This window comes from Trichococcus pasteurii (genome assembly GCF_900112935.1).
GTDB classification, from domain to species: domain Bacteria; phylum Bacillota; class Bacilli; order Lactobacillales; family Aerococcaceae; genus Trichococcus; species Trichococcus pasteurii.
This window is the reverse complement of record NZ_FONM01000012.1, coordinates 18,285-42,400: the sequence shown is the minus strand read 5'-3', so window position 1 is coordinate 42,400 and position 24,116 is coordinate 18,285. Positions and strand designations below refer to the sequence as shown.

The 24,116-nt window shown below is 47.6% G+C and carries 20 protein-coding genes; 5 read left to right on the top strand and 15 right to left on the bottom strand.

The window, feature by feature from the left end; genetic code table 11:
- Positions 1-8: 8 nt before the first annotated feature.
- On the bottom strand, positions 9-1,523 hold the full coding sequence (locus BM184_RS10440; protein ID WP_143091134.1) for a UDP-N-acetylmuramoyl-L-alanyl-D-glutamate--2,6-diaminopimelate ligase: 1,515 nt from the start codon (positions 1,521-1,523) through the stop codon (positions 9-11).
- Between the two features lie 161 nt (positions 1,524-1,684).
- Here BM184_RS10440 and BM184_RS10435 point away from each other — a divergent pair, with 161 nt between their 5' ends.
- On the top strand, positions 1,685-2,356 hold the full coding sequence (locus BM184_RS10435) for a YigZ family protein (RefSeq protein WP_086943697.1): 672 nt from the start codon (positions 1,685-1,687) through the stop codon (positions 2,354-2,356).
- Between the two features lie 57 nt (positions 2,357-2,413).
- On the opposite strand, the gene BM184_RS10430 is transcribed toward BM184_RS10435, so the two are convergent.
- From BM184_RS10430 to groES, 13 genes are all read right to left on the bottom strand, one after another.
- On the bottom strand, positions 2,414-3,511 hold the full coding sequence (locus tag BM184_RS10430) for a glycosyltransferase family 4 protein (RefSeq protein WP_245830776.1): 1,098 nt from the start codon (positions 3,509-3,511) through the stop codon (positions 2,414-2,416).
- Between the two features lie 100 nt (positions 3,512-3,611).
- Positions 3,612-5,495, bottom strand: a complete 1,884-nt coding sequence (locus BM184_RS10425) for an LTA synthase family protein (protein WP_086943695.1) — start codon at positions 5,493-5,495, stop codon at positions 3,612-3,614.
- A gap of 25 nt (positions 5,496-5,520) precedes the next feature.
- The gene (nadE, locus tag BM184_RS10420) at positions 5,521-6,354 is read right to left on the bottom strand and encodes an ammonia-dependent NAD(+) synthetase (protein WP_086629423.1); all 834 of its coding nucleotides are present in this window, start codon (positions 6,352-6,354) and stop codon (positions 5,521-5,523) included.
- Positions 6,355-6,383: 29 nt separating this feature from the next.
- Positions 6,384-7,868: a nicotinate phosphoribosyltransferase gene (locus BM184_RS10415; RefSeq protein WP_086943694.1), complete on the bottom strand. Its 1,485-nt coding sequence runs from the start codon at positions 7,866-7,868 to the stop codon at positions 6,384-6,386.
- 278 nt (positions 7,869-8,146) lie between these two features.
- Positions 8,147-9,541, bottom strand: coding sequence for a sugar transferase (locus tag BM184_RS10410; RefSeq protein ID WP_086943693.1), 1,395 nt, complete (start codon positions 9,539-9,541; stop codon positions 8,147-8,149).
- A 240-nt stretch (positions 9,542-9,781) separates the two neighbouring features.
- Positions 9,782-11,041 (bottom strand): argininosuccinate synthase, encoded by a 1,260-nt coding sequence (locus tag BM184_RS10405; RefSeq protein ID WP_086943692.1) that lies wholly within the window; start codon positions 11,039-11,041, stop codon positions 9,782-9,784.
- A 240-nt stretch (positions 11,042-11,281) separates the two neighbouring features.
- Positions 11,282-13,183, bottom strand: a complete 1,902-nt coding sequence (locus BM184_RS10400; RefSeq protein ID WP_086943691.1) for a PTS fructose transporter subunit IIABC — start codon at positions 13,181-13,183, stop codon at positions 11,282-11,284.
- Positions 13,184-13,201: 18 nt separating this feature from the next.
- Positions 13,202-14,116 (bottom strand): 1-phosphofructokinase, encoded by a 915-nt coding sequence (gene pfkB, locus BM184_RS10395; RefSeq protein WP_086943690.1) that lies wholly within the window; start codon positions 14,114-14,116, stop codon positions 13,202-13,204.
- Positions 14,116-14,865, bottom strand: a complete 750-nt coding sequence (locus tag BM184_RS10390; RefSeq protein ID WP_086943689.1) for a DeoR/GlpR family DNA-binding transcription regulator — start codon at positions 14,863-14,865, stop codon at positions 14,116-14,118. Before BM184_RS10390 ends, pfkB begins: the two co-directional genes overlap by 1 nt.
- A gap of 260 nt (positions 14,866-15,125) precedes the next feature.
- Complete coding sequence (locus tag BM184_RS10385) at positions 15,126-16,451, bottom strand: MATE family efflux transporter (protein WP_086943688.1); 1,326 nt, start codon at positions 16,449-16,451, stop codon at positions 15,126-15,128.
- A gap of 8 nt (positions 16,452-16,459) precedes the next feature.
- Entirely contained in the window at positions 16,460-16,741 is a 282-nt protein-coding gene (locus tag BM184_RS10380; protein WP_086943687.1) for a metal-sensitive transcriptional regulator, read from the bottom strand.
- Between the two features lie 501 nt (positions 16,742-17,242).
- Positions 17,243-18,856 carry a chaperonin GroEL gene (gene groL, locus BM184_RS10375; RefSeq protein ID WP_086943686.1) on the bottom strand — a complete coding sequence of 538 codons (1,614 nt, stop codon included), beginning with the start codon at positions 18,854-18,856 and terminating at the stop codon, positions 17,243-17,245.
- Between the two features lie 28 nt (positions 18,857-18,884).
- Complete coding sequence (gene groES / locus BM184_RS10370; RefSeq protein WP_068560996.1) at positions 18,885-19,169, bottom strand: co-chaperone GroES; 285 nt, start codon at positions 19,167-19,169, stop codon at positions 18,885-18,887.
- Between the two features lie 362 nt (positions 19,170-19,531).
- Here groES and BM184_RS10365 point away from each other — a divergent pair, with 362 nt between their 5' ends.
- Together BM184_RS10365 and BM184_RS10360 are read left to right on the top strand one after the other, a co-directional pair.
- Entirely contained in the window at positions 19,532-20,041 is a 510-nt protein-coding gene (locus BM184_RS10365) for a CPBP family intramembrane glutamic endopeptidase (protein WP_177208626.1), read from the top strand.
- Positions 20,042-20,082: 41 nt separating this feature from the next.
- Positions 20,083-20,289, top strand: coding sequence for a DUF4305 domain-containing protein (locus BM184_RS10360; protein WP_068560998.1), 207 nt, complete (start codon positions 20,083-20,085; stop codon positions 20,287-20,289).
- A gap of 103 nt (positions 20,290-20,392) precedes the next feature.
- On the opposite strand, the gene BM184_RS10355 is transcribed toward BM184_RS10360, so the two are convergent.
- Positions 20,393-21,025 carry a redox-sensing transcriptional repressor Rex gene (locus BM184_RS10355; RefSeq protein ID WP_068560999.1) on the bottom strand — a complete coding sequence of 211 codons (633 nt, stop codon included), beginning with the start codon at positions 21,023-21,025 and terminating at the stop codon, positions 20,393-20,395.
- Between the two features lie 348 nt (positions 21,026-21,373).
- Here BM184_RS10355 and BM184_RS10350 point away from each other — a divergent pair, with 348 nt between their 5' ends.
- Positions 21,374-23,329, top strand: a complete 1,956-nt coding sequence (locus BM184_RS10350; RefSeq protein ID WP_086943684.1) for an ABC-F family ATP-binding cassette domain-containing protein — start codon at positions 21,374-21,376, stop codon at positions 23,327-23,329.
- Positions 23,330-23,438: 109 nt separating this feature from the next.
- Positions 23,439-24,095: an HAD family hydrolase gene (locus BM184_RS10345; protein ID WP_086943683.1), complete on the top strand. Its 657-nt coding sequence runs from the start codon at positions 23,439-23,441 to the stop codon at positions 24,093-24,095.
- The last annotated feature ends 21 nt before the right edge of the window (positions 24,096-24,116 follow it).

The following is a 24,116-nucleotide window of genomic DNA, read 5'->3' as shown; positions in this document are numbered from 1 at the left end:
GAATATCCTCAAACTTTCTGATCGTTATTTAGGCTTAGCCGCTCGTTGCGGGCTTCAACCGCTTCAGCCGCCACTTCACTGTCCAGCAGGCGGATCATATTGCCTCTGTCGTTGTAGTCAGCCTCATGTCCACGCCCCAACAGGATGACCGTATCTCCCGGTGCTGCGATGGCGATGGCATGCTGGATGGCTTCCTTGCGGTTTTCGATGTATTCATAGTTATCCTTTTCGATGCCTGCAAGCATCATCGCGATGATCTGTTCCTGTGGTTCTTTCCCGGTATCGTCCGTCGTCAGGACCACATAATCCGAAAGTTCCGTACCGATGCGGGCCATGATCGGGCGTTTTTCATGCTCCCGTTCCCCTGCCCCGCCAAAAACAGAAATGACTCTTCCTTGGGTGAATTCGCGCACCACACTCAATACTTTTTCCATCGCATCGGGCGAATGGGCAAAATCGACATAGACGCCGATGTCGCTTGCGCCTGGAACGATCTCCAGCCTGCCGGTAACACCAACCAATGACGTTACCGCTTTTGTTGCATCCTCCAACGGAATGCCCACAGCATAAACTGCCGCCAACGCAGCCAATGTGTTGGATACATTATAGAGCCCCACCAAGTTCGTTACGACCGGATAGCGTTCCCCATTTACGACCAGATCGAAGCGGGTCTGCGTGCGGCTGTATGAGATATCCGCTGCGAAGAAATCGGCCGTTTCATCCTTCACGCTGTAAGAAATGACTTCTGCCGCCGTAGCGATCCGATAACTGTGGATCGTTTCATCATCCGCATTCAGCACCGCCGTTTTCGTCTGTCCGTTTTTGCGACCATTCCCCAGTTGGGAGAAAAGCAGTTTTTTCGCTTCTGCGTAGGCTTCCATCGTGTGATGGAACTCCATGTGCTCATGCGTCAGATTGGTCATGATGGCGACATCCAGGTCCAGCCCCCATGCCCTGCCCATTTCCAAAGCGATCGAGGAAAGTTCCAGCGTGAAGTATTCCGTTTCCCTCTTTGTCATGAGGTGCAGGGCTTTTTGCATGGTGATGCTGTCGGGTGTCGTGTTTTTTGTTTTGTGCACTTCGTCGCCGATATGCATTTCGATGGTGCCCATCAGTCCGGTTTTTTTGTCCATCGCCTTGAGGATGGCTTCCACCAGGTAGGTGACTGTCGTCTTTCCGTTGGTACCTGTGACACCGATGACTTTCATCGCCTCGCTCGGATAGCCATAAAAGTGGTTCGCAAGCAGACTCATCGCCTTGCCCGTATCGGGAACATACACAACCGGGACAGTTGCTGCCGCTTTTTGGATATCCTTATGGGCAACAATCACGCCCGCACCGTTGGCGACCGCCTTCTCTACGTAATTGTGGCCATCGACTTGCGTTCCGTCGATACAGATGAACAGATCCCCCGATTGGATATCGCGGGAATCCTGGCTGATTTTTCCAATATTCAAATCGGGATCCAAGCTCCCGACAACTTTTTTCATTTTGAGTACATCGATTAAATCTGTAGCTTTCACGCAGATCACCTTTCCATCGGCCTCTGTGGCCGTTTGGTCTATTCCCTTTAACAATACCACAAATGGAAATGTTCGGAAAGTCCCTTTCCTTGTTCGTGGCCTGTCATCCGACCGCCGCTGTGGTAAAATGGGACTGACTAACTTATTGGAGGATAATAGCTATGCTGACAACCTATCACACTATCGCTGAAAGCGGCGTTTCAGAGATCATCATCAAGGGTTCCCGCTTCATCTGCAGTCTCAAACGTGTCCATTCTGAGGACGAGGCCAAAGCATTCATCCAAGCCGTCAAAAAAGAGCATTGGAAAGCGACGCACAACTGTTCCGCTTACCTGATCGGCGATCAGAACGAAATCCAGCGCGCCCACGACGACGGCGAACCCTCCGGAACAGCTGGTGTCCCGATGCTGGAAGTTCTCAAGAAAAACGAGCTGCGTTATGTCGCTGCCGTCGTCACCCGTTACTTCGGCGGGACAAAATTGGGGGCTGGCGGATTGATCCGTGCCTATAGCCGATCGGTATCAACGGCCTTGAAGGACGTCGGCATCGTTGTCCGCAGCCTCCAGACTAAAGTCGGCTGCATCGTTTCCTACTCCGCATCCGGAAAATTGGAGAATTACTTGGCGCAATCGCCGTACACGCTGATCAAGGCCCAGTACACCGACCAGGTTTGTTTCTTGTGCGGCATCCCGACAGAAGACGTCGATGCTTTCCAGGAAACACTAATTGATGTCATGAACGGCCGTGTCGTCTTTGAAGTCGGCGAAGAGGACTACGTGGAGCGTCCGGTTTCCCCAGCTTACAATGATGCCGATGAAGGCGATATCGAATAGATCCTTAACAAAAAATGAACAAGCGCGTGATAGCCAGTTTGGCTATCACGCGCTTGTTCATTTGTTTTTGTAGTCCTTCTCCCTTAGAAGGCGATACAATATTTTGCGCAACTTGGAACGATTGCTGTCCAACAAATTGAAGGAGACGATGAAGAGCACCACGCCGAAAACCAAACCCACTCCCAAAACGACCGTTCCCCAGAAAGAAGAGATCGGGAATAGGATGGCGGTCAAAGAAAAGATGATCGCCAAAGCATAGATGACCAAAACGGTCTGGCGGTGCGTAAAACCCAACCGCAACAAACGGTGGTGCAGGTGGCTTTTATCCTTCGCGCTGATGGAACGCTTGTGCAAAGTCCGGCGAAGGACGGCGGCGATCGTGTCCGTCAAGGGAACCCCTAGAATGGCCACCGGTATCAGCAGCGATACGAAGGTGGCATGTTTCAGGCCGTACAAGGACAGCACCGCAATCATGAAGCCTACGAACAACGATCCCGTATCCCCCAAGAAAATGGAGGCCGGATAGAAGTTGAAAGGCAAAAATCCCAGCAAGCTCGCAACCAAAAGGAATATCATGACAACAGTGGCCACATCCATATAATCGGTGAAGAAGTAGCTGACGAAGCCCATCGTCGAGAGGGAAATGATCGAAGTGCCCGTCGCCAAACCATCCAGCCCGTCCATCAGATTCACCGCATTCGTGATGACCACAATCCACAGCATCATCACCAAGTAACCCGCTTCATGGAATTCGATCGTTCCGAAATAATCCAGCGTCAGGCTATCTATTTTGATGCCCGTAAAGAAATAGAGGACATTCGCCGCGGTAAGGATACCGATCATTTTTTGCCAAGGCCTCAGATCATAGGTATCATCGATGATACCAGTCGCCAGGATGATCAGCGAACTCAAAAATATGATGCCCGCATAACCTGAACGGTTACTCAGAGGGATTCCAAGGAAAAAGGCACCCCAATAAGCCACGAATATGGCTACACCTCCCATCGTCGGCGTCTCCTTGATATGCACTTTCGCTTCGGATGGCTTATCCGTCCAGCGGAACCGTCTCGCTGCCGCACGGAAAAGGTAGGTAAGCAGCATACTCGCCAGGATTGTCGAACCGAAAAGAAGCATAAACCGTATAAAGAAACTCACCGGACCACTCCTTTCACCCTTTATTTCCTTAATCATAGGCGATTCCGGCCCTACATGCAAATCCACTCTCAAACCAATCGCAAGAATCCGGCGATCTGTTTCAATCGTCCATTTGGAAGAACCCGTTTGATTCTGCGTACCGGTTGCCGGTGGTCGTATCGTACTGGATCAGATCATAATCCGCCAACAGACTTTTTGCCTGCTCGGACAGTCCCTCTCGGCTCGAGACATATTCGCCGGTATCGCCATTCACATACAGCGTCTTTTCGAAAGCCGGCACCTGTTCCTGCAGCGCCATCAACAGGGCTTCAAAAGCGGTGACACGGCTGCCGCTCAGCTCCAGCACTTCCGGGAAGAAATAGATGGGACTGGTGACCCCTAGATCTTTTTGCACTTCTGCCATGTTGCTGTAGATGAACATAGGCGTCTCATGCATATTTTGGATCGTGTTCAGCGCATAAAGATCCTCACCGAAAACGCTGGGCCAATGATCCCCCCAAAACACGACGATGGTCGGTTCGCTCCACTCCTGGAGGGCGGCCAACAGCTCCGCCAACGCTTGATCGCTGTACTGCAGATCCTGCAGATAGTTCCGGATCGTCTGGCTGGCTATGCCGGTTTCCGCAGCAGATGGCGTAACCGTGTATTTATTTTGATAAGGCGTATGGTTCTGCATCGTAACCAAATGGATAAAATCTTTTTCATCGCTGGCTTTCAGGATAGCCGTTATTTCTGCATAAGCTGCTGCATCCGAAATGTACGGATTGGTGTCCAGCTTGTCCGTATGCGTCATCGTGTCCTCGTAGAGGAAGGTGTCAAAGCCCAAAGCCTCATAGTTCTCCAGCCGCTTGTACATGGTCGTATTATAGGGATGGATCGCTGTTGTGCGGAAGCCGGCCTCTTCCAAACGGGACACGACTGAAGGGAAATCGTCTTGGGATGACAGGAATTGCGTATACGGCGTCGTGATGTTCGCGGCGAACGGCTCCATCGAAAAACCCGTCAAAGCCTCAAATTCGATATTGGCGGTTCCGCCGCCATAGCCTTGGGACAACAGCTCGCCGCTGTAGCTTGTATCCATCAAAGCTCGCGTGAACGGAATCGGATCGCTTTGCAGATCCAATCCTTCCAACTCAAGCGGGTCCGCAAAACTTTCATTCATGATGTAGATGACATTCGTTTCGGGCATCGCTGCCGTCCGTTCTGCGTTGATCTCGTCAGCAAACTGTTGATAGGTTGCCTTCAACTCATCGATTTTTTCCTGTGAATAATCCGTCGGCAGCTCCATCGGCGCAGCCGAAAGGTTGTAAAGGAAACCGGCCACAAAACCGGTGTTATAGTAATTCATTTGTTGGCTGTACGGGATCCAATAGGCCGTCCGGTCATAGGCTTTCTTCAGCAGGTTGCCTTCCTTTTGGAACTGGCCGGCATAGCCGAGTGCGATGCTTGTCACAAAAAGAACCAGGACGCGTGCTTTCCATCCCAATTTCACGGTTTCCTTGGACTTGGACTGACGCAGGGAAAAAAGCACAAATGCCAGAAATAGAATGAACACCAAGCTTATTGCCGCCAATGTCCGTCCGTTCAGCATCTCCAAAAGGAAGGTGGCCTCCGTCAGCATCTTCAAGTCGCTCGGATAAACGGGCTCGTTCCGCTGCAGCATCTTTTCATAGGTCGCCATCCCGAGGATTCCTCCCGACAGCAACAGCAGTGCGTTTGCCCAGCGGATGTTCCCTACCAGCGCCCAAAGCCATAGCCCCAGCGTCAATAATACGCCCGTGCTGATCAGAAACTTCTCCGTATGCCAAGCAAATACAAAATTCACGACCAGTCCGGCATCCAGATCATTTTGAGTCCATTGAAGAAAGAGATGGACAACGAACACGGTCGCCAGCAAGCTGAAGAAGTGCAAGAGCAGGATATGTCCCCTGCTCTTGCACTGCAGCTTTTCTTTCATCATTTTAAATTGTTTGCTGATTTTCACTGCAAAACCCCACTATCTGAACAGATTAGGCTTCTTTCCAAAAACTATCATAGACTGTTATCGGCAAGTGACGTTTATGCTCTGTCTTCGTGTACCAGCCTTCGATGACTTCAGCGTCCTTATCCGGTATTTCCTTGCCTTCCAGATACGCATCGATCATCTCGTACGTCACGCCCAGAGCCACCTCATCAGGCAAAGCGGGACGATTTTCTTCCAAGTCCGCTGTCGGTACTTTTTCATAAAGCTCTGCCGGCGCACCCAATTCTTTCAGCAACTGACGGCCTTGACGTTTGTTCAAGCGCCAAATCGGCAATAAGTCGGCTGCGCCGTCCCCGAATTTTGTGAAGAAACCGGTCACGGATTCTGCCGCATGGTCAGTCCCCAGAACAGCTCCGCTGCTGTCGCCCGCGATCGCGAACTGAACGATCATGCGTTGACGTGCTTTGATGTTTCCTTTATTGAAGTCGGTGATGGTGAGGCCGGCTTCTTCAAGCGCATCGAGTGCAGCGTCAGCCATTTCTTTGATGTTGACGACCAATTTTTGGTCCGGCGAAATGAAGGCAAGTGCTGCTTGGGCATCGTGCTCATCAAATTGAATGCCATACGGAAGGCGCACAGCAATGAATTGGTAACTGTCGTCGCCAGTCTCATCGCGCATTTCCTGGATCGCCAACTGGGCTAACCGCCCTGTCAAAGTAGAGTCTTGTCCTCCGCTGATCCCTAAAACGAATGCCTTCAAAAATGGGTGTGCCGCCAAATAATCTTTCATAAAATCGATGCTGATGCGGATTTCCTCTTTAGGATCGATTTCCGGTTTCACTCTTAACGCAGCAATAATTTCTTTTTGTAATGGACGCATCGCTGTTCCCCCTTGATTGATCTGATTGGTTATTTAGTGCTTTCCAATAATGATGCTTCTTCTTTTATTTGCTTTTTGATTTCCTTGATTGTAGCCATCTTATGATCGTATGTCTTCTGGGACAAGTCGACCGGATAGTCTTCCGGATTCAGGATACGTTTGTATTCATCCCACAAGCCGCTCATCTGCGCTTCCGAGAATGCTTTTACTTCCTGGAGCGACGGCAATTCATATACAAGTTTACCTTCTACGATGATGTCCTGCAGAATAGGGCGCGCCTCAAAGTCGGTGATGGTTTTGTTGATGTAAGTGAAGACCGGATGGAACATATACAGTTCCGACTCTTGATCGGGTTGTTCTTCCCAAAGCGCAATGTAGTCTCCTTCCGACTTGCCGTCGCGCTTGCGGGTGATCCGCCATACTTGTTTCTTGCCCGGTGTGGAAACTTTTTCGGCATTGCTGGAGATTTTCATCGTATCCACCATTTGGCCGTTCTCATCCGCGATCGAAACTAATTTGTAGACCGCTCCAAGCGCAGGTTGGTCATAAGCGGTAATCAGTTTGGTGCCGACACCCCAGACATCTATTTTTGCGCCTTGCATCTTCAGGTTCAAGATTGTCAGTTCATCCAGATCGTTCGATGCGTAGATTTTTGCATCGGTAAAGCCTGCCTCGTCCAATTGTTGGCGGACTTTTTTGGAAATGTAGGCCATGTCTCCGCTGTCTAGGCGCACGCCGAGGAAATTGATTTTATCGCCCATTTCCTTCGCCACTTTGATGGCATTTGGCACGCCTGATTTCAACGTATCGTAGGTATCCACCAGGAAGACACAATCCTTGTGGGAATGCGCATAAGCCATGAAGGCATCATAATCATTGCGGTAGACCTGCACCATCGAATGCGCATGGGTACCTGAGGCGGGAATACCGAACATTTTAGCAGCCCGGACATTGCTCGTTGCATTGAAGCCGGCGATATAGGCTGCACGGGTGCCCCAAATGGCGGCATCCATTTCCTGCGCTCTTCTGGAACCGAATTCCATCAGAGGCTCATCGTTACAGACATAGCGCAGTCGGGCGGCTTTTGTCGCTATCAGCGTCTGGAAATTTACGATATTCAATAAGGCTGTTTCGATCAATTGGCATTCCGCTAATGGACCTTCCACCTGGACGATCGGTTCATTCGCAAAGACGAGATCACCTTCCAAGGCGGAACGGATCGTGCCCGAGAAGCGGAAATTTTTCAGATACTCCAAAAAACCTTCCTCGTAGCCGACATGCTCACGCAAATAAGCAATGTCCGTATCCGTAAAGCGCAAATTTTGAATGTAGGATACGAAGCGCTCAAGCCCCGCATAGACTGCATAGCCATTATTGAAAGGATACTTCCGGAAGTACAGTTCAAAAATTGCATGTTTTTCGGTAATGCCTTCATCCCAATAAGTCTTCATCATGTTAATTTGGTACAAATCAGTATGCAAAGCTAAACTATCATCGTTATAATCAAAACTCATCCAACTCACTCATTTCATCTTTGATCGTACGCCTCCGCATTCTGTCACGGTACAGCAGAAGGAAGTGTTCTATTTAACTATTGTAACGCAATTCCCTATACATTTCCGCTTTTTTGTCCAAAATCCATCAGATTGATTATAGTGATAAGCCCATATTCCCGCAAATACAACCGGCATTTCTGTGTAAACAAAAAACCATCCTGGCGGGCGTTTTTTCGCCCGCCAGGATGGTTTACTTTGCTTATCCGAAACAAAGCGGGGTTGCCCCGCTTTTCTTTTTAATAAATGACTCTGATGCCGCGTTCTTCAATCTCTTGCTCGGATAGGATTGCCCGTTCGCTTTCATCCACTCCACGGGATGAAACTTTATCGAACAAGATTTTGACGGTCTGCAGCATGATTTTCAGATCCAGTATCAAGGAATACTTCTTGATGTAGATCAGGTCGAAGTTCAGCTTGCTGTTGAAGTCGGAAGCGTACTTCCCATACACTTGCGCATATCCGGTGATTCCGGCACGGACGTTGTGGCGCAGATAATAATGCGGGTTCAATTCCTTGAATTGATCGACGAAAAAGGGTCTTTCCGGCCGTGGACCGACCAAGGACATATCACCCAGCAATACGTTGAACAACTGCGGCAATTCATCGATGCGCAAAGAGCGCAGATATTTGCCGACTTTTGTAACGCGCATATCATTGCTTGTTGCCAAAACCGGGCCTGAATCTTTCTCAGCAGTCACACCCATACTGCGGAACTTCAGAATTTCGAATTCCTTTCCGTCTTTGGTGATGCGTATCTGCTTGTAGAAAACGGGACCCTCGGAACTCTTCTTGACCAGGATAGCCGTAACGGCCATGATCGGCGAGGTGATGACGATACCGATGAGCGCAACTGCGATATCGATGATCCGTTTCATCAGGCCATCTTCTGCCGGGATATGGAACGGAGAAACTTCGATGATACTTTCATCCTCAATATTCATCATATTCGGATTGACCATGATCAGGTTCTCAAAGCTGGTATTCAGGAACATCTTTTTCTCTTTGCTCGTCAACAGATCGTATATCTTCAGCTTTTCGGATTCTTCAATCTGGCTCGCTAAGTAGACGATATCAATTTCTTCCAGATGCCGCAGGACATTTTCGTAATAATCCGACAGGACGACATGCGTCACGACATGACGGATGCTTTTTGTATTCGTGAAGTTGTCCACTGCCGCAAACACTTCCTTTTCCATCCCGACGATCATGACCCTTTTGCTTCCGCTCATGCGTTGGTACATTTTGAACACCATCACGCGGAAGATGAACAGCAGGATTGTTCCCACAAAAAAGTTGATCAGAATGACCGACCGCGGGAATGCCAACCAACGCCCGGCAAAAGTCAGCGCCATGATGATCAATGAAAGGACGAATTGCCCGATAACCGTGATGAACAAGAAGTCACTGATCGATTTGTTATAAAAGATATACGTACCGAACAGGATGTTGACGATGATGAAGATCACCGAGACGTAGGCAATGCTCCCCTGAAAGGCATCGAAGTTTATCAATGGTATATTTTTTCCGAATTTTAAATAAAAAGATAGCAGCAATGATCCGATGAACAACAGCACATCAATGATGCCGATGATAATTTTACGGGCTTTATTCCATTCACCTGTTTGATTCACGCTTAATCTCCTCCTCCTTAAACTAGCTTAATATGAATGCATTCATTTTATCACAGTTTATTCTTTTGTGATATGAAAGTTTGGCCAGGCAATATCCCTCCATTCGCTTACGAGCGTATGCTTGCGATCATACTCCGGGTTTTATCCAACAACTGAAAAAGAACGCCCCCATCAGGCCTTATGGCCTGATGGGGGCGTTCCGGAGCGGACTAGCTGTCAACAAACACTAATACCGGTTGTTTATTTTAATAAATCTTTCAATTCTTCATGTGTCGCTTGACCTTCAGCTTGCTCTTTCATGACGCGGATGGATGTAGGCAATCCGAACAGACGGATAAAGCCGGCTGCATCGGTATGGTTGTATACATCGTCGCTCTCGAAAGTCGCAAAGCTTTCACTGTACAATGATTTCGCGCTGACTACGCCAGCATCGGTGATGTTGCCTTTATAAAGCTTCATCTTCACGAAACCTTCGACATTCTGTTGTGTTTCGTCCACAAACGCAGCCAAGGCTTTGCGCAATGGTGTATACCACAAACCGTTGTATACAAGCTCCGCATATTTGTTGGCAAGCAATTGTTTGTATTGGAAAGTGTCTTTGTCCAAGCAAAGTTGTTCCAATTTGTCGTGGGCATGGTACAGCACAGTTCCGGCTGGCGTTTCATAAACGCCTCTTGATTTCATGCCGACTAAGCGGTTCTCCACGATATCGATGATGCCGACGCCGTTCGCGCCCGCGATCACGTTTAATTTTTCGATCAGGGCGATGCCATCCATTGCTTCGCCATTCAGGCTGACCGGGATGCCTTTTTTGAATTCCAGAGTGACATACGTCGCTTCGTCCGGAGCTTTCTCAGGCGTCACGCACATCTCAAGGATTTTATCGTAATCCGGTTCGTTGGCTGTCATTTCCAAGTCAAGGCCCTCATGCGACAAATGCCATAAGTTTTTATCTTTTGAGTAGTTTGTTTCCAACGTAATCGGAAGCGGCACGTTATGTGCAGCAGCATACGCAAATTCATCTTCTCTGGAAGTCAGTTCCCATTCTCTCCAAGGAGCGATGATCGTGATGTTCGGATCAAATTCTCTGATGCCGACTTCAAAACGGACTTGGTCGTTCCCTTTCCCTGTTGCACCGTGAACGATCGCATCAGCATTTTCCAAGTGCGCGATTTCTACCATTCTTTTGGCGATGATCGGACGGGCGAAAGAAGTCCCCAATAAATATTGTCCTTCGTACTTAGCGCCTGCTTGCAATGTCGGCCAAATGAATTCTTCGACGAATTCTTTCTTCAAGTCTGCAACATACAACTTCGATGCGCCACAGTTGATCGCTTTTTCTTCCAATCGGCTGTAGTCATCACCTTGTCCTACGTCTCCTACTACGGCGATTACTTCACAGTTGTTGTAATTTTCTTTTAACCAAGGGATGATGACGGACGTATCCAATCCACCTGAGTAAGCCAAAACCACTTTTTTGATTGATTCCTTTGCTGCCATGCTTTTACCTCCTTATACAGATTCAATATCCGTTGCTTTTATGCATGAACTGATATCTACATTTTCGTTTATTTAACAATATGCATTATAGCATATCTGCCATGAAAATCATCCCATTTTTTTACATTATTCTCATTTATCTGTCATACCGTTTTCATTTACGTAACTTGTTCCGGAACAACCAAAAAGAGAGAACAGACAGGATGCATCGTGTCTGTTCTCTCAATAAAATTTTGCTGTTTATTTCGCGACTTCTTGTGTTTTATCTTGTTTCCAAAAACCTAACATCAATGCTGAAACGGCTGTACCGATCAACAAAGCCAGCAAGAACATCAGTGGACGGTTAGCCAATGTGATTACGAACAAGCCACCATGTGGTGCAGGGATCGAAACTGCCCATAGCTGCGTCAAACCACCAGCAATCGCTGAACCAACGATGGATGACCCGATAACGCGCATCGGATCCGCTGCAGCGAATGGAATCGCACCTTCAGTGATGAAGGACAGACCCAACAAAATATTGGAAAGTCCGGATTTTTGTTCGATATCCGTAAATTTGTTTTTGAAGATCAAGGTTGCGATACCGATTGCCAATGGAGGAATCATACCACCAGCCATTACAGCGGCCATCAAGCTGCCATCGCCTGTATCCGTAAAGATACCGATCGAGAAGGCATAAGCTGCTTTGTTGAATGGACCACCCATATCGATTGCCATCATGCCGCCAAGAACAGCACCCAACAGCACGGCATTACCAGTACCCAAGTTTTCCAGGAAGGTGATCATAGCTGTGTTGATTGTGGAGAAGACAGGACCTACCAAGAAATACATCAACAAACCAGTGATCAACAGACCGAACACAGGGTACAAAAGAATTGTCTTCATGCCATCCAACGCCCGCGGCAAGCCTTTAAAGGCTTTCTTCAAGTAAACCATGATGTAACCGGCCAAGAAACCAGCGATCAAGCCGCCCAAGAATCCGGCATTTGCTTGCACAGCCAAGTAACCGCCCGCCATACCAGGAAGCAACCCAGGACGATCCGCGATACTCAGTGCGATGTAACCGGCCAAAATCGGAATCAGGAAGCTGAATGCCGCTCCACCGATAGCCATGAAGGAGATGAACAACGGGCTGTCAGCACCGAATGACGTTTCGAACAGGAAGGAAATCGCAATCATGATACCGCCGCCGACAACAAACGGCAACATGTGTGAAATACCGTTCATCAAATCTTTGTAGACTTTTCCGATGATGGATTGTTTTTCGTCGCTTTCGCTGGCCGAGAAGGTATCGCCTTCAACATTCAGGATCGGCGCTTCTTGACGCATTGCTTTTGTGATCAGTTCTTCCGCTTTATTGATGCCATCGCTTACCGGTCTTTGCAGAACGTGTTTGCCGTTGAAGCGCGCCATTTCAACTTTTTTGTCAGCTGCCACGATTACGCCATCGGCACGACGGATTTCATCAGCCGTCAATGGGTTCTTGACGCCATCCGAGCCATTTGTTTCAACGCGGATATCGACGCCCATTTTTTCAGCCATTTGCTTCAATGAATCTTCGGCCATATAGGTGTGGGCAATCCCTGTAGGGCAAGCCGTTACTGCAATGACGAAAGGTCTCTTCGTTTCGGTTGCTGCTACTGGAGCTGCTTTCGCTGCTGCTTCAGCCTGCTCTTTGGCTTCACGTGCAGCTTCCGCTGCCGCAAATAACCCTTGCACTTCTTCTGGAGTTTGAGCTTTTTTCAATGATGAAGTGAAATCAGGATTGATGAGTAAACGGGATAATGACGCCAAAACTTCCAAGTGGACATTATTTGCGCCTTCCGGAGCCGCAATCATAAAGAACAGATGTGCTGGCTGACCGTCTAATGAAGCATAGTCCACACCGGCTGCACTTTTTGCAAAAACGACAGCAGGTTTGATGACCGCTTTGTTTTTGGCATGCGGCATTGCGATGCCATCGCCCAAACCAGTTGAAGTTTGCGATTCGCGCTTCATGATGCCCTCTTTGTAAACCGCAGCATCATTGATGATGCCATTAGCGGAAAGACCTGCAATCATTTCATCGATGACGCCCTCTTTGGTTGTTGCTTGCAAATCCATAATCATCAATTCTTTTAATAAGATATCATTGATTTTCATATTAATAAGTTCTCCTTCCTATAGCTGACTGATAGTGACTTGTTTGACTAGAGCATCGATTTCTTCGCGTTTGGCTAAGTCGTCGGCAAAAGCGGTCGCGCTTCCGCAGGCGATACTGACTTTGAATGCTTCCAACGGGTCGTGCGTCTTCATGTATGTACCGACAAATCCGGCGATCATCGAATCTCCGGATCCGACTGAATTCTTAAGGACTCCCTTTGGCACGGTCCCGTGGTAGACACCTTCCGGAGTGAACAGGATCGCTCCTTTAGCGGCCATCGAGATGATTGCGTATTGCGCTCCCGCCTCAAGCAGCTTTTTGCCGTATGGCAGGATGTCCGCATCCGTTTCGAAAGTAGTATCGAACAATTCAGCCAATTCGTGGTGGTTCGGTTTTACCAATAACGGATGGTAAGGCAAGGCATTTTTCAATTCTTCCCCGGTTGTATCGATCAGGAACGGCACGCCTTTGTCCGTCAGTCTGCGGATGATGGTCTGATAATAATCATCCGGCAGGCTTGTTGGTTTGCTCCCTGCCAAGACTACGATGTCATTTTCCGGATCAAGTGTATCGAATTGCTTCAGGAATTCTTCGGCGACTGCAGGCTCGATATTCGGGCCCGGACCGTTCATTTCCGTCTCCATCCCCGACTTGATCTTGACATTGATGCGGGTCGCTTCATCCACATGCGTAAAGTGTGTTTTGCTGTTTTCCGCTTCCAACCAGTCTTCGATGTATTTTCCGGTGAAACCGCCCAAGAACCCTAAAGCGGTGTTTTCCACTTCCAGTTCATTCAGGATGCGGGAAACGTTGATGCCTTTGCCACCCGGCAGTTTGAAATCCTGTTGGATACGATTCACTTCACCCAACTCGATAGCGGGCAAATGGACGATGTAATCGATGGATGGATTTAATGTTACTGTATATATCATTATTCAGCCTCCCAAATAGTTGTACTGTCTTTCAGGTTACGTTTGATTTCCGACGGGACATTGTAGCTGATGATGCCGCAATCCTCAATGTCGCAGACCTTCACAAAACTGACTTGTTTGAACTTCGAAGCATCCGCTACGACATAGCTTTGTGCTGCATTTTCAATTGCTATCCGCTTGATGGCCGCTTCTTCGGTATCCGGCGTCGTGAATCCGTATTGCTTGTCGATGCCGTTGATGCCAAGAAAAGCTTTGCTGAAACGGTAATTCCTCATTTGCATTTGGCTGACCGGTCCGATGACTGCTTTTGTCTCCATCTTGATTTTGCCGCCGATAAGAATCGTCTCGATTTGCATATCCGATAATAAACTGGCATGCGGGACGCCATTTGTGACGACGAGGATGCTCTTGCCTTTCAGGAAGGGAATCATCTCATAGGTGGTGGATCCGGCATCCAAAAAGATAATGTCTTGATCGCTCACCAGTTGAGCTGCTTTTTCAGCGATCCGTTGTTTATCCTGAACGTTTTTGGACGTTTTATCTTCCATCCTGTCCTCAGCGGAAACACTATAGTTTCTCTTTGCTCCGCCATGGACACGAATCAGGAAACCGGCCTCTTCAAGAGTGCTTAAATCCCGTCTAATCGTGGATTCAGAACTTCCTGTCTGATCGACAAGGTCCTGCAGTTTTACGATATTGTCTTTGGCTAAAGTGTCTAGAATGATTTTATGCCGTTCTTCTGTAAGCACTTTCTATCACCTCTCGAACAAAAATATACCACCTACTCGTGAATAAAGCAATCATTTTCATTCAAAAACATTAATTTTCATTCAAAAGCATCCAGGCGGGGATGGCTTGAAATTATTTGGATATGTTTTCATCAATAAATTGGATGATTAAATACTCATTTCGATATAAAAATAAATACGACCCTCAATTCTGCTTAAATCGAGGGCCGTATTTATTTTTTGTTGCTGAATTTGATGCCTTGAAGGTTATTTGTCATCCCTCAACCGGATGAATGGCTACGCGCTGATATGTTTTTCCTGAATCTGTAGGCCAAAAACAGCGAGCGGATGTAAAGATCGATCCCGATCGAAATCCAAACGCCGGCAATTCCCCAACCCAACACTCTTCCCAAAAGGATCACACCGATTATGCGCAAACACCACATCCCAAAAGCTGTGCTGTACAATGGCGATTTGGTATCGCCCATTCCTTGCAGGGAGCCTGTCGTGATCAGGCTGATCGCAAGTCCCGGCTGGTTGAATGCATCTATTCTCAGCGCTGTCACGATTTGATCGATTGCCTCAGCATCCGAGGTGAACAGTTCGGCAAAATAAGGGGAACCCACAAACAGAATGATCCCCAAGAAACTCATGATGAGTACGCCAAATGCTGCCGATAGGATGGCGACCCGTTTTGCTTCCTTGAAATCCCATGCGCCTGTACTGTTGCCGACGAGAGTGGTGGCAGCAGTGGCCAAACCGTACGCCGGCATATACACAAAACTTTCGATATTCCCCGCGATGGAATGCGCCGCAAAAGTTTTTGCGCCGATCGCAACGATCAATCCAAAATAGACGACTTGCCCCACCCGCATGACCAACCTTTCAAGCGCTGCTGGAATCGAAAGTCTCACTAAGGGCGCATAATCACTTTTCACAAAAATGGATTTCAGCTCGAATGAAACAGGGGACTTCTTTATCTGTTTGTACAACAGCACACATCCCAGCATTCTGGCAACCGTTGTGCCTATCGCAGTCCCGACAACGCCAAGCGCTGGAATCGGTCCGATACCAAAAATCAGAATGTAGTCCAAACCCACATTCAGAACGTTTACGATTACGCTGACCTGCATGGGGGATTTTGTATTTCCGGCTGCCCGCAGGATGCTTCCGAAAATGGTCATGACCGCCAAAAAGACTGAATTGCCCCCGACAATGTAGAAAAATGCAGTAGAATAAGCCATCACTTGGTAATCTGCACCCATCAGCCCCAAAAGCGGTTTCCCAAAAGCAAGCGTCAATACCCCAAACAGCAAGCCGATGATCACTGCGGAAAATGTTGACTGTTCCGCAATTCGGACAGCCCCTTCCCTATCCTTCGCCCCTAGTTTCTGGGCTATCAAAGAAGAAGTTCCGACCCCTAATGCTATGAATATCGCCAAATACACATTCAGGATCGTGTTGGCAACGCCGACTGCCGTAACGGCCATAAGCCCTATCTTAGCTATCAGCAGCGTATCAACGAAACCAACCAATGTCTGGAGCAGATTTTCGATTGTTGCAGGAATTGCCAAATTCAGAATTCTCTTTCCAGTGCTTTCTTCCATATTATCACCTAGTTCATCTTATTGTATTGCGCAATCACTTTTTGCAGTTTCTTCATTTCTTCATCCAAGTCAGCACCTTCGCTTACGTGCATCAGAGCATGCTCTGTTTGGGCCTCCAAAAGGATATGACTGATTTTCTGAATGGCGGACCGAGTCGAATTCAATTGGATGATGACGTCAGCGTACTCTTTCTCTTCGAGGATCATTTTTTTGATTCCCGCTACTTGTCCTTCGATCCGATTCAAGCGTTTAACCAGACTGTCCGTTCTGTGTTCCTGTGAATGAGACATAAAATTGCACCTCTCGTTTATATAGGATATGCCCCCATAGGGCATATAAAATTATATAAAAAAATTCATCAGGAGTCAATGCCACTTCGGCAGCAGTTGGATTTGAAAAAAAATCAAACAAAAAAGACCGGATAACCATTTCTGGCCATTCGGTCCTTTTGTTTGTGGAGCTTAGTGCTTCATCACACTGTTTTAGTTGAACTCTGAATTGCAAGCAGAACGTGCATCAATAGACTTAGTACTTATAAAGCTAAAGACCTCAAACGTCGCACTGTGACGTTTGAGTGCCTAAGTTGATAACCACACACGGACAAAAAACGTCCGCTTTGTGTTTATCCTCTTAGCGCTCACCCTCTAAACGCAATTCATCGTATCCTGTTTAAACGTGTTCTAAAACTCAGCCACCACTAACGTTTCACGAATCATGTAGGGAACAAAAGAGGTTCCCTTCATGATTCGCTCCAACGTACGGGTGGCTAAACGAGTTTTATCTCACTCTGATTACATCATGCCCATGCCTGGGTCCATTGATGGGGGTGTTGCTGGTGCTGGACGATCGGCTACGATCGCTTCTGTCGATAGGATCAGGGCAGCTACGCTGGCTGCATTTTGCAAAGCGGAACGTGTCACTTTAGTTGGATCCACGATTCCTGCTTCGATCATGTTTACCCATTCGTCGGTTGCGGCGTTATAACCCATGCCAACTTCAAGTCCTTTGATCTTATCGGCTACAACAGAGCCTTCTTTGCCTGCATTTTCAGCGATCTGTCTCACTGGCTCTTCCAATGAACGAGCTACGATGCGGGCACCTGTCGCTTCGTCACCGGTCAGTTCCAACGCTTCAACGCGTTTTTGAACATTGATCAAGGCTGTACCACCCCCGGATACGATACCTTCTTCAACAGCGGCACGCGTTGCGTTCAAAGCATCTTCGATACGCAGTTTACGTTCTCTCAATTCAGTTTCGGTAGCAGCTCCGACTTTGATGACGCCGACGCCACCGGATAATTTCGCAAGACGTTCCTGTAATTTCTCACGGTCAAACTCTGAAGTTGTCTCAGCTGATTGCGCACGGATGACCGCTACACGTTGTTCGATGGCTTCTTTTTCGCCAGCTCCTTCAACGATTGTTGTGGAATCTTTGGTTACGACAACTTTGCCCGCACGACCTAAATGTTCAACTGAAGCGTCCTTCAATTCCAAGCCTAAATCTTCAGCAATGACTGTACCGCCTGTCAAGATTGCGATGTCCTGCAGCATTTCTTTACGACGGTCACCGAAACCAGGCGCTTTGACTGCCGCTACATTGAATGTTCCGCGCAATTTGTTCAATACTAATGTAGGAAGTGCTTCTCCGTCAACATCATCAGCAACGATCAACAATGGGCGTCCTTGTTGCAAAATTTGTTCCAATAAAGGCAAGATGTCTTGGATATTGGACAATTTACGATCCGTGATCAGGATATAAGGTGCTTCCAATTCAGCTTCCATCTTGTCGTTGTTGGTAACCATGTATTGCGATAGATAACCGCGGTCGAATTGCATCCCTTCAACAACATCCAACTCGGTTTCGATCCCTTTTGATTCTTCGATAGTGATGACCCCGTCGTTGCCGACTTTCTCCATAGCTTCCGCAATCAATTCGCCGATTTCTTTCGATCCGGATGATACGGCAGCAACCTGCGCGATTGATTCTCTTGAATTTACGGTTTGGGAAATTTCCGCCAACCCTTTTACAGCTGCTTGTGTAGCCAACTCGATACCGCGACGGATGCCTACCGGATTTGCGCCTGCTGTAACGTTTTTCAAACCTTCACGAACGATCGCTTGTGTCAAAACAGTGGCAGTCGTAGTACCGTCACCGGCAATGTCGTTTGTTTTGGAAGCAACTTCGGAAACCAGTTTCGCTCCCATATTTTCGAAGCGATCTTCCAGTTCGATTTCTTTGGCGATTGTCACGCCATCATTCGTGATTAATGGAGAACCGTACGCTTTTTCTAAAACAACGTTGCGGCCTTTAGGTCCTAAAGTCACTTTTACGGTATCTGCTAAGATATCCACACCACGAAGCATTGCTGCTCTTGCGTCTTCTGAAAATTTAATGTCTTTTGCCATTTATCGATTCACCTCATGAATTATATTTTTAGTCCAGGATTGCTACGATGTCGCTTTCTTTGATCACTAAGTATTCTGTTCCCGCATATTTAACTTCTGTGCCTGCATATTTTTCGAAAAGGACAGTATCCCCTGCCTTAACGGTCATTTCGATGGTTACGCCGTTATCCGTCACGCGACCTGCGCCCACAGCAATAACGGTACCGGTTTGGGATTTTTCTTTAGCGGATGACGGTAAAACGATGCCGCCTACAGATTTTTCCTCTTCTTTGGCAACTTCTACAATAACACGGTTTCCTAATGGTTTTAACAAGATGATCCCTCCAAAAATAAGTTCATTTTAGCACTCATCAACTTAGAGTGCTAAGTTACATTTCTATATTAATCAATCTCCAATTAATTTGCAAGAGGGAAGCCGATTTTTTCCGATTCTATTTTTTTGCGCTATTATGCTATACTGTTTATCAAGCGTAAAACGTCAGTTCTCTCAGAAAGGTACTATATTATATGAATAAAAAAATACGTTCCAGGTTAACGTTAGCCATACAGATCATCCTCATCTATCTCGCTTCTCAACTTCTGCCGGTCTTTATGCTTTTTTTCATTCCGGAGGCAGATCGCATCGCAGCCGCCATGAATCTCTCGCTATTCTTCGCTTTCCTAGGAACTGTCCTTATGGTAGCATGGAATAGCAGAAAAAAATGGACACCACAAAACAGTCTTACGGATCAACCGGCTGCCCGCATCGGAAAAACGCTCATGACCGGAGTCTTCGGTTTCGTGGGAGCTGTCCTGATTCAGATCGTCGCGATGAATGTGGAGTATCTTTTGTTCAGGATGCCAGTCGTTTCCGAAAATACGGAAGTGCTGCTGGACTTGACAAACCGCTACCCGTTCTTTATTTTTAACATTATCATCTTTGCACCTGTGATGGAGGAATTTGTATTCCGTAAAGCGATTGTCACGCATCTGGTTGATGCAATCGGGATGGTCGGCGCAGCCACTATCAGCGCTTTGATTTTTGCGATTGCGCATAATGATGGGCACTATTTGGTTTATGGCTCGCTGGGGCTATGGTTTTCTTTCCTTTATTACAGGACAAGAAACATAGCGACTCCGATGATTGCGCATGCGTTGATGAATGCCATGTCCGCTTTGCCGATTCTGTCCCAACTCATTTCGTAAGGCACGTGAAGTCCGCTATTTAGGAAAAAGAAAGGAACAACATGACTTTAAAAAATCTATTAATTCAAGTAATCATCCGATTCGTTTTCGCAATCCTCTTCATCTCGCTGGCAGTCGATGCCGTGAATACTGCAGGCTGGGGATTCATGGCCATCATCAGCGTGCTGTTCGCAACAAGTGATGTCGTGAAAGGCGTACGCATGTTCAATGCCTACCTGAAAATCAAAGACAGCATCGATAAAAACTAGGAAAAGCTGAACGGGTTCGTTCAGCCCTGATTATGAAAAAAAGAAGGATGAGGCTGCCTCATCCTTCTTTTTGCATTTTCTTCTGCTCGGCTGTCGACTTTGCTCAGCCGATATCATTGTCCAAGAAATAGATCAATGTCTGCAATTCATTCGTCAAATCCACATTCTGAACGCGGACATTTTCCGGAACGGAAAGACGGATCGGAGTAAAGTTCATGATGCCGCGAACGCCCGCTTCGGTCAAACGGTTGGTGGCATCCTGCGCCACTTCTTGGGGAACGGTCAAAATGGCTACATCAATCTGCTGGATGCGCAATTGCTCCACCATGTCCGTCATCGGGTACACCGGTACACCGCTGAGGATTTTTCCGACGATGCCTTCATTGACATCAAATGCGGCACTGATGCGCACATTATTGCTTACATGGAAGTTGTAGTTCAACAAGGCATGTCCCAAATTACCCACACCGATCAAAGCAACGTTCGTCAGACGGTCCTGGTTCAAGGTTTTGCTGAAGAAATCCAACAGATACTCGACATCATAGCCGTACCCTCTTTTACCTAGTGCGCCAAAATATGAAAAATCCCTGCGGATAGTAGCACTGTCCACTTTTACTGCTTCACTCAGTTCAGTGGATGAAACACGTTTTTTACCAGCGTTATGCAAAAAGCGCAAATAGCGGTGGTAAATCGGCAACCTCCTTGCCGTGGCTTTTGGAATATCATTCGTCGACATTTTTTCTCCTCTTCTTTCCTCGTTCATTTCGTACCTCATATTGTTTGTGCGATTCGGACAAACTTTAAAAAGTATGTTCACATACTTAAGCTTTCATTTCATACTGACTATTATATCATCTGATTGTGAAAAATCTACTAATTTGTTCGAAACCGGACTTGATTGTGAAGCCTTTTTTGAACAATATGTGAAACACAATACTAATTGTAAGCGGAGCCACCGATAATTTTCACATGCACAAATACGTGAATATAGCAATAACTCTGCTTGTCCCTATCGAATCAGTGCTTGCTGTGATAAAATGGAAAGGATAACCGCGAGTATTTGTTTAGAAAGAGGACACTACATATGATTTTACTACAAGGACAAAATTTGGCGCGCCTTTTTGGGGCGAGCGTCTTATTCGACAATATTCAAATTACTGTTCAAGACCATTCGCGCATAGCGCTCGTCGGCCGAAACGGAGCAGGGAAATCAACCCTTCTGAAAATTTTGGCAGGCATCGAAACCACGGATGCCGGTTCTGTTTCCAAGAGCAAGGATGTTACGATCGGCTACTTGGATCAGCATAGCGCGGTCGATTCCTCCAACACGATTTGGCAGGAAATGTTGACCATTTTTGCCCCGCTCATCCAATTAAGCAAAGAAGCTGAGCAAGCCGCTTTCGCTTTGGGGGATCCGGACCTGCTTGAGGATGAAGAAGCCTACCAAAAAGCTTTGGAACGCTATGACCATCTTCAGCATACTTTGCATGAAAAAAATGCCTACGGCTATGAATCTGAAATCCGTTCGGTGCTGCATGGGTTCCAGTTCTACGAAGAAGATTATGATCGCCCGATTTCCCAATTGTCCGGCGGCCAGAAAACAAGGCTCGCCTTGGCCAAAATCCTGCTTGAGAAGAACGATCTGCTGATTCTGGATGAACCTACCAACCATCTGGACATCGACACGTTGGCTTGGTTGGAAAATTATCTGATCGGTTATAACGGCTCGCTTTTGATCGTTTCCCATGACCGCTATTTCCTGGACAAAGTCGCCACTGAAGTTTATGAAATCAGCCGCCACAAAATCCAGCATTACAAAGGCAACTACTCCTATTATCTGACCGAGAAAGCAGCCCGCCTGGAGCAGGAATTGAAAGCTTACGAGAAGCAACAAGATGAAATCTCCAAATTGGAGGATTATGTCGCCCGTAATCTGGCGCGCGCCTCCACGACCAAGATGGCGCAAAGCCGCCGCAAACGTCTTGAGAAGATGGAGCGGATGGACAAGCCGAAAGGCGATGAACGTTCCGCCCGCTTCTCCTTCGAAATCGCCAAAGAGAGCGGAAACGTCGTGTTGACCCTTGAGAACGGGGCTGTCGGCTATGCCGGTACGATCCTGGCTGACCCAATCAATCTTGATATCCGCAAACAGCAGGCAATCGCGATCGTCGGGCCGAACGGGATCGGCAAGTCCACTTTGCTTAAGTCGATCATTTCTGAGATTCCGCTTTTGAAAGGCAGAGTCCAGCTCGGCGCCAACGTGGATCTCGGTTATTATGACCAAGAATTAGGCAACCTTTCCAAAACCAAGAGCGTTCTCGCCGAAATCTGGGATCTTCATCCTACGTTGAACGAAAAAGATGTGCGCAGTATCCTGGGGAGCTTCCTGTTCTCTGGTGCCGATGTCGAGAAAACGATTCCGGCATTGAGCGGTGGCGAGAAGGCAAGGCTTTCGCTCTGCAAGTTGGCATTGGACCAAAAGAACTTCCTTGTCCTCGATGAACCCACGAACCATTTGGACATCGACAGCAAGGAAGTGCTTGAAAATGCTTTGATCGATTATGACGGCACCCTGCTTTTCGTTTCCCACGACCGCTATTTCATCAATCGGATTGCCACAAGCATTGTCGAACTCTCCGCTGAGGGCAGCAAATTGTACCTCGGGGACTATGATTACTATATTGAAAAGAAACAACAGGAAGCGGCGTTGGCAGCTCTGCAGCAGGCCGAAAATGCCGCCGAAGCAACTGCCGCAGTTGAACCACTTTCAAAAGCCAAAGGGGATTACGTTTCTTCCAAGGAAAAACTGAAATTGGAAAGAAAACTGGCGCGGCAAGTTGAGGCTTTGGAGAATGAATTGGCGACCGTAGAGGAGGCCATCGCTGCGATCGAACAGCAATTGACGGAGCCTGAAGTCTACGGGGATCATGAAAAAGTCCAACAATTCAACCAGCAATTGCTCGCACTTCAGGCACGGCAGGATGAGCTGATGCAGGATTGGGAAGAACAGACAATGGCGCTTGAGGAACTGAGCGAATAATGAAGCGGATATCCGTTCCGGATCGCGCGCTTCCTGGTTTTAGTTGAGCAATGCCGGAACTTTTGTTAAGATGCACTGGAAAAAGTACGCATAATATGGAGGTAATGATATGTTGGAAGCCGTTTTATTTGATATGGATGGTGTCATCATCGATACGGAACCATTCTTTTTGCGATCGGAAAGTATGTTGTTGAAGGAATTTGGAGTGGACACCGAGCTGGAATACCATTTCCGCTACCAAGGGACCACACATGAGTACATGTGGGAAACAATGAAAAATGAATTCAACCTGGATGCTCCAGTCGGAGAATTGGTGGAACGGGCGAACGTCATCCGGAACCGCCTGATGGAAGAAGATGGCCTGCAACCGATTCCGGGTGTGATTCCCTTCATTGCACGCCTGCACGAAGCGGGTGTCCCTTTGGCGATCGCCTCATCCTCTCCATTGACGGATATCCAAAAGGCTGTAAGATCATTGGACATCGAAAAATATTTCAGCTATTTGGTCTCGGGGGAAAGCGTTGCGCACTCCAAGCCCGCGCCCGATATCTTCCTGGATGCTGCCGAAAACCTGAAAGCAACCCCGGAAAACTGCGTCGTCATTGAGGACTCCCGAAACGGGGTTGCATCTGCACATGCGGCCGGCTGCAAATGCATCGGTTTCCGCAATCTCGAGTTCCCTCCGCAGGATCTGTCCTTGGCGACCGTCATCGTCACCGATTTTTCGGATCTCGATGCCGATTACTGCAGAGCACTGATCGATTAAGGATTAAGAAGCATAAAAGAA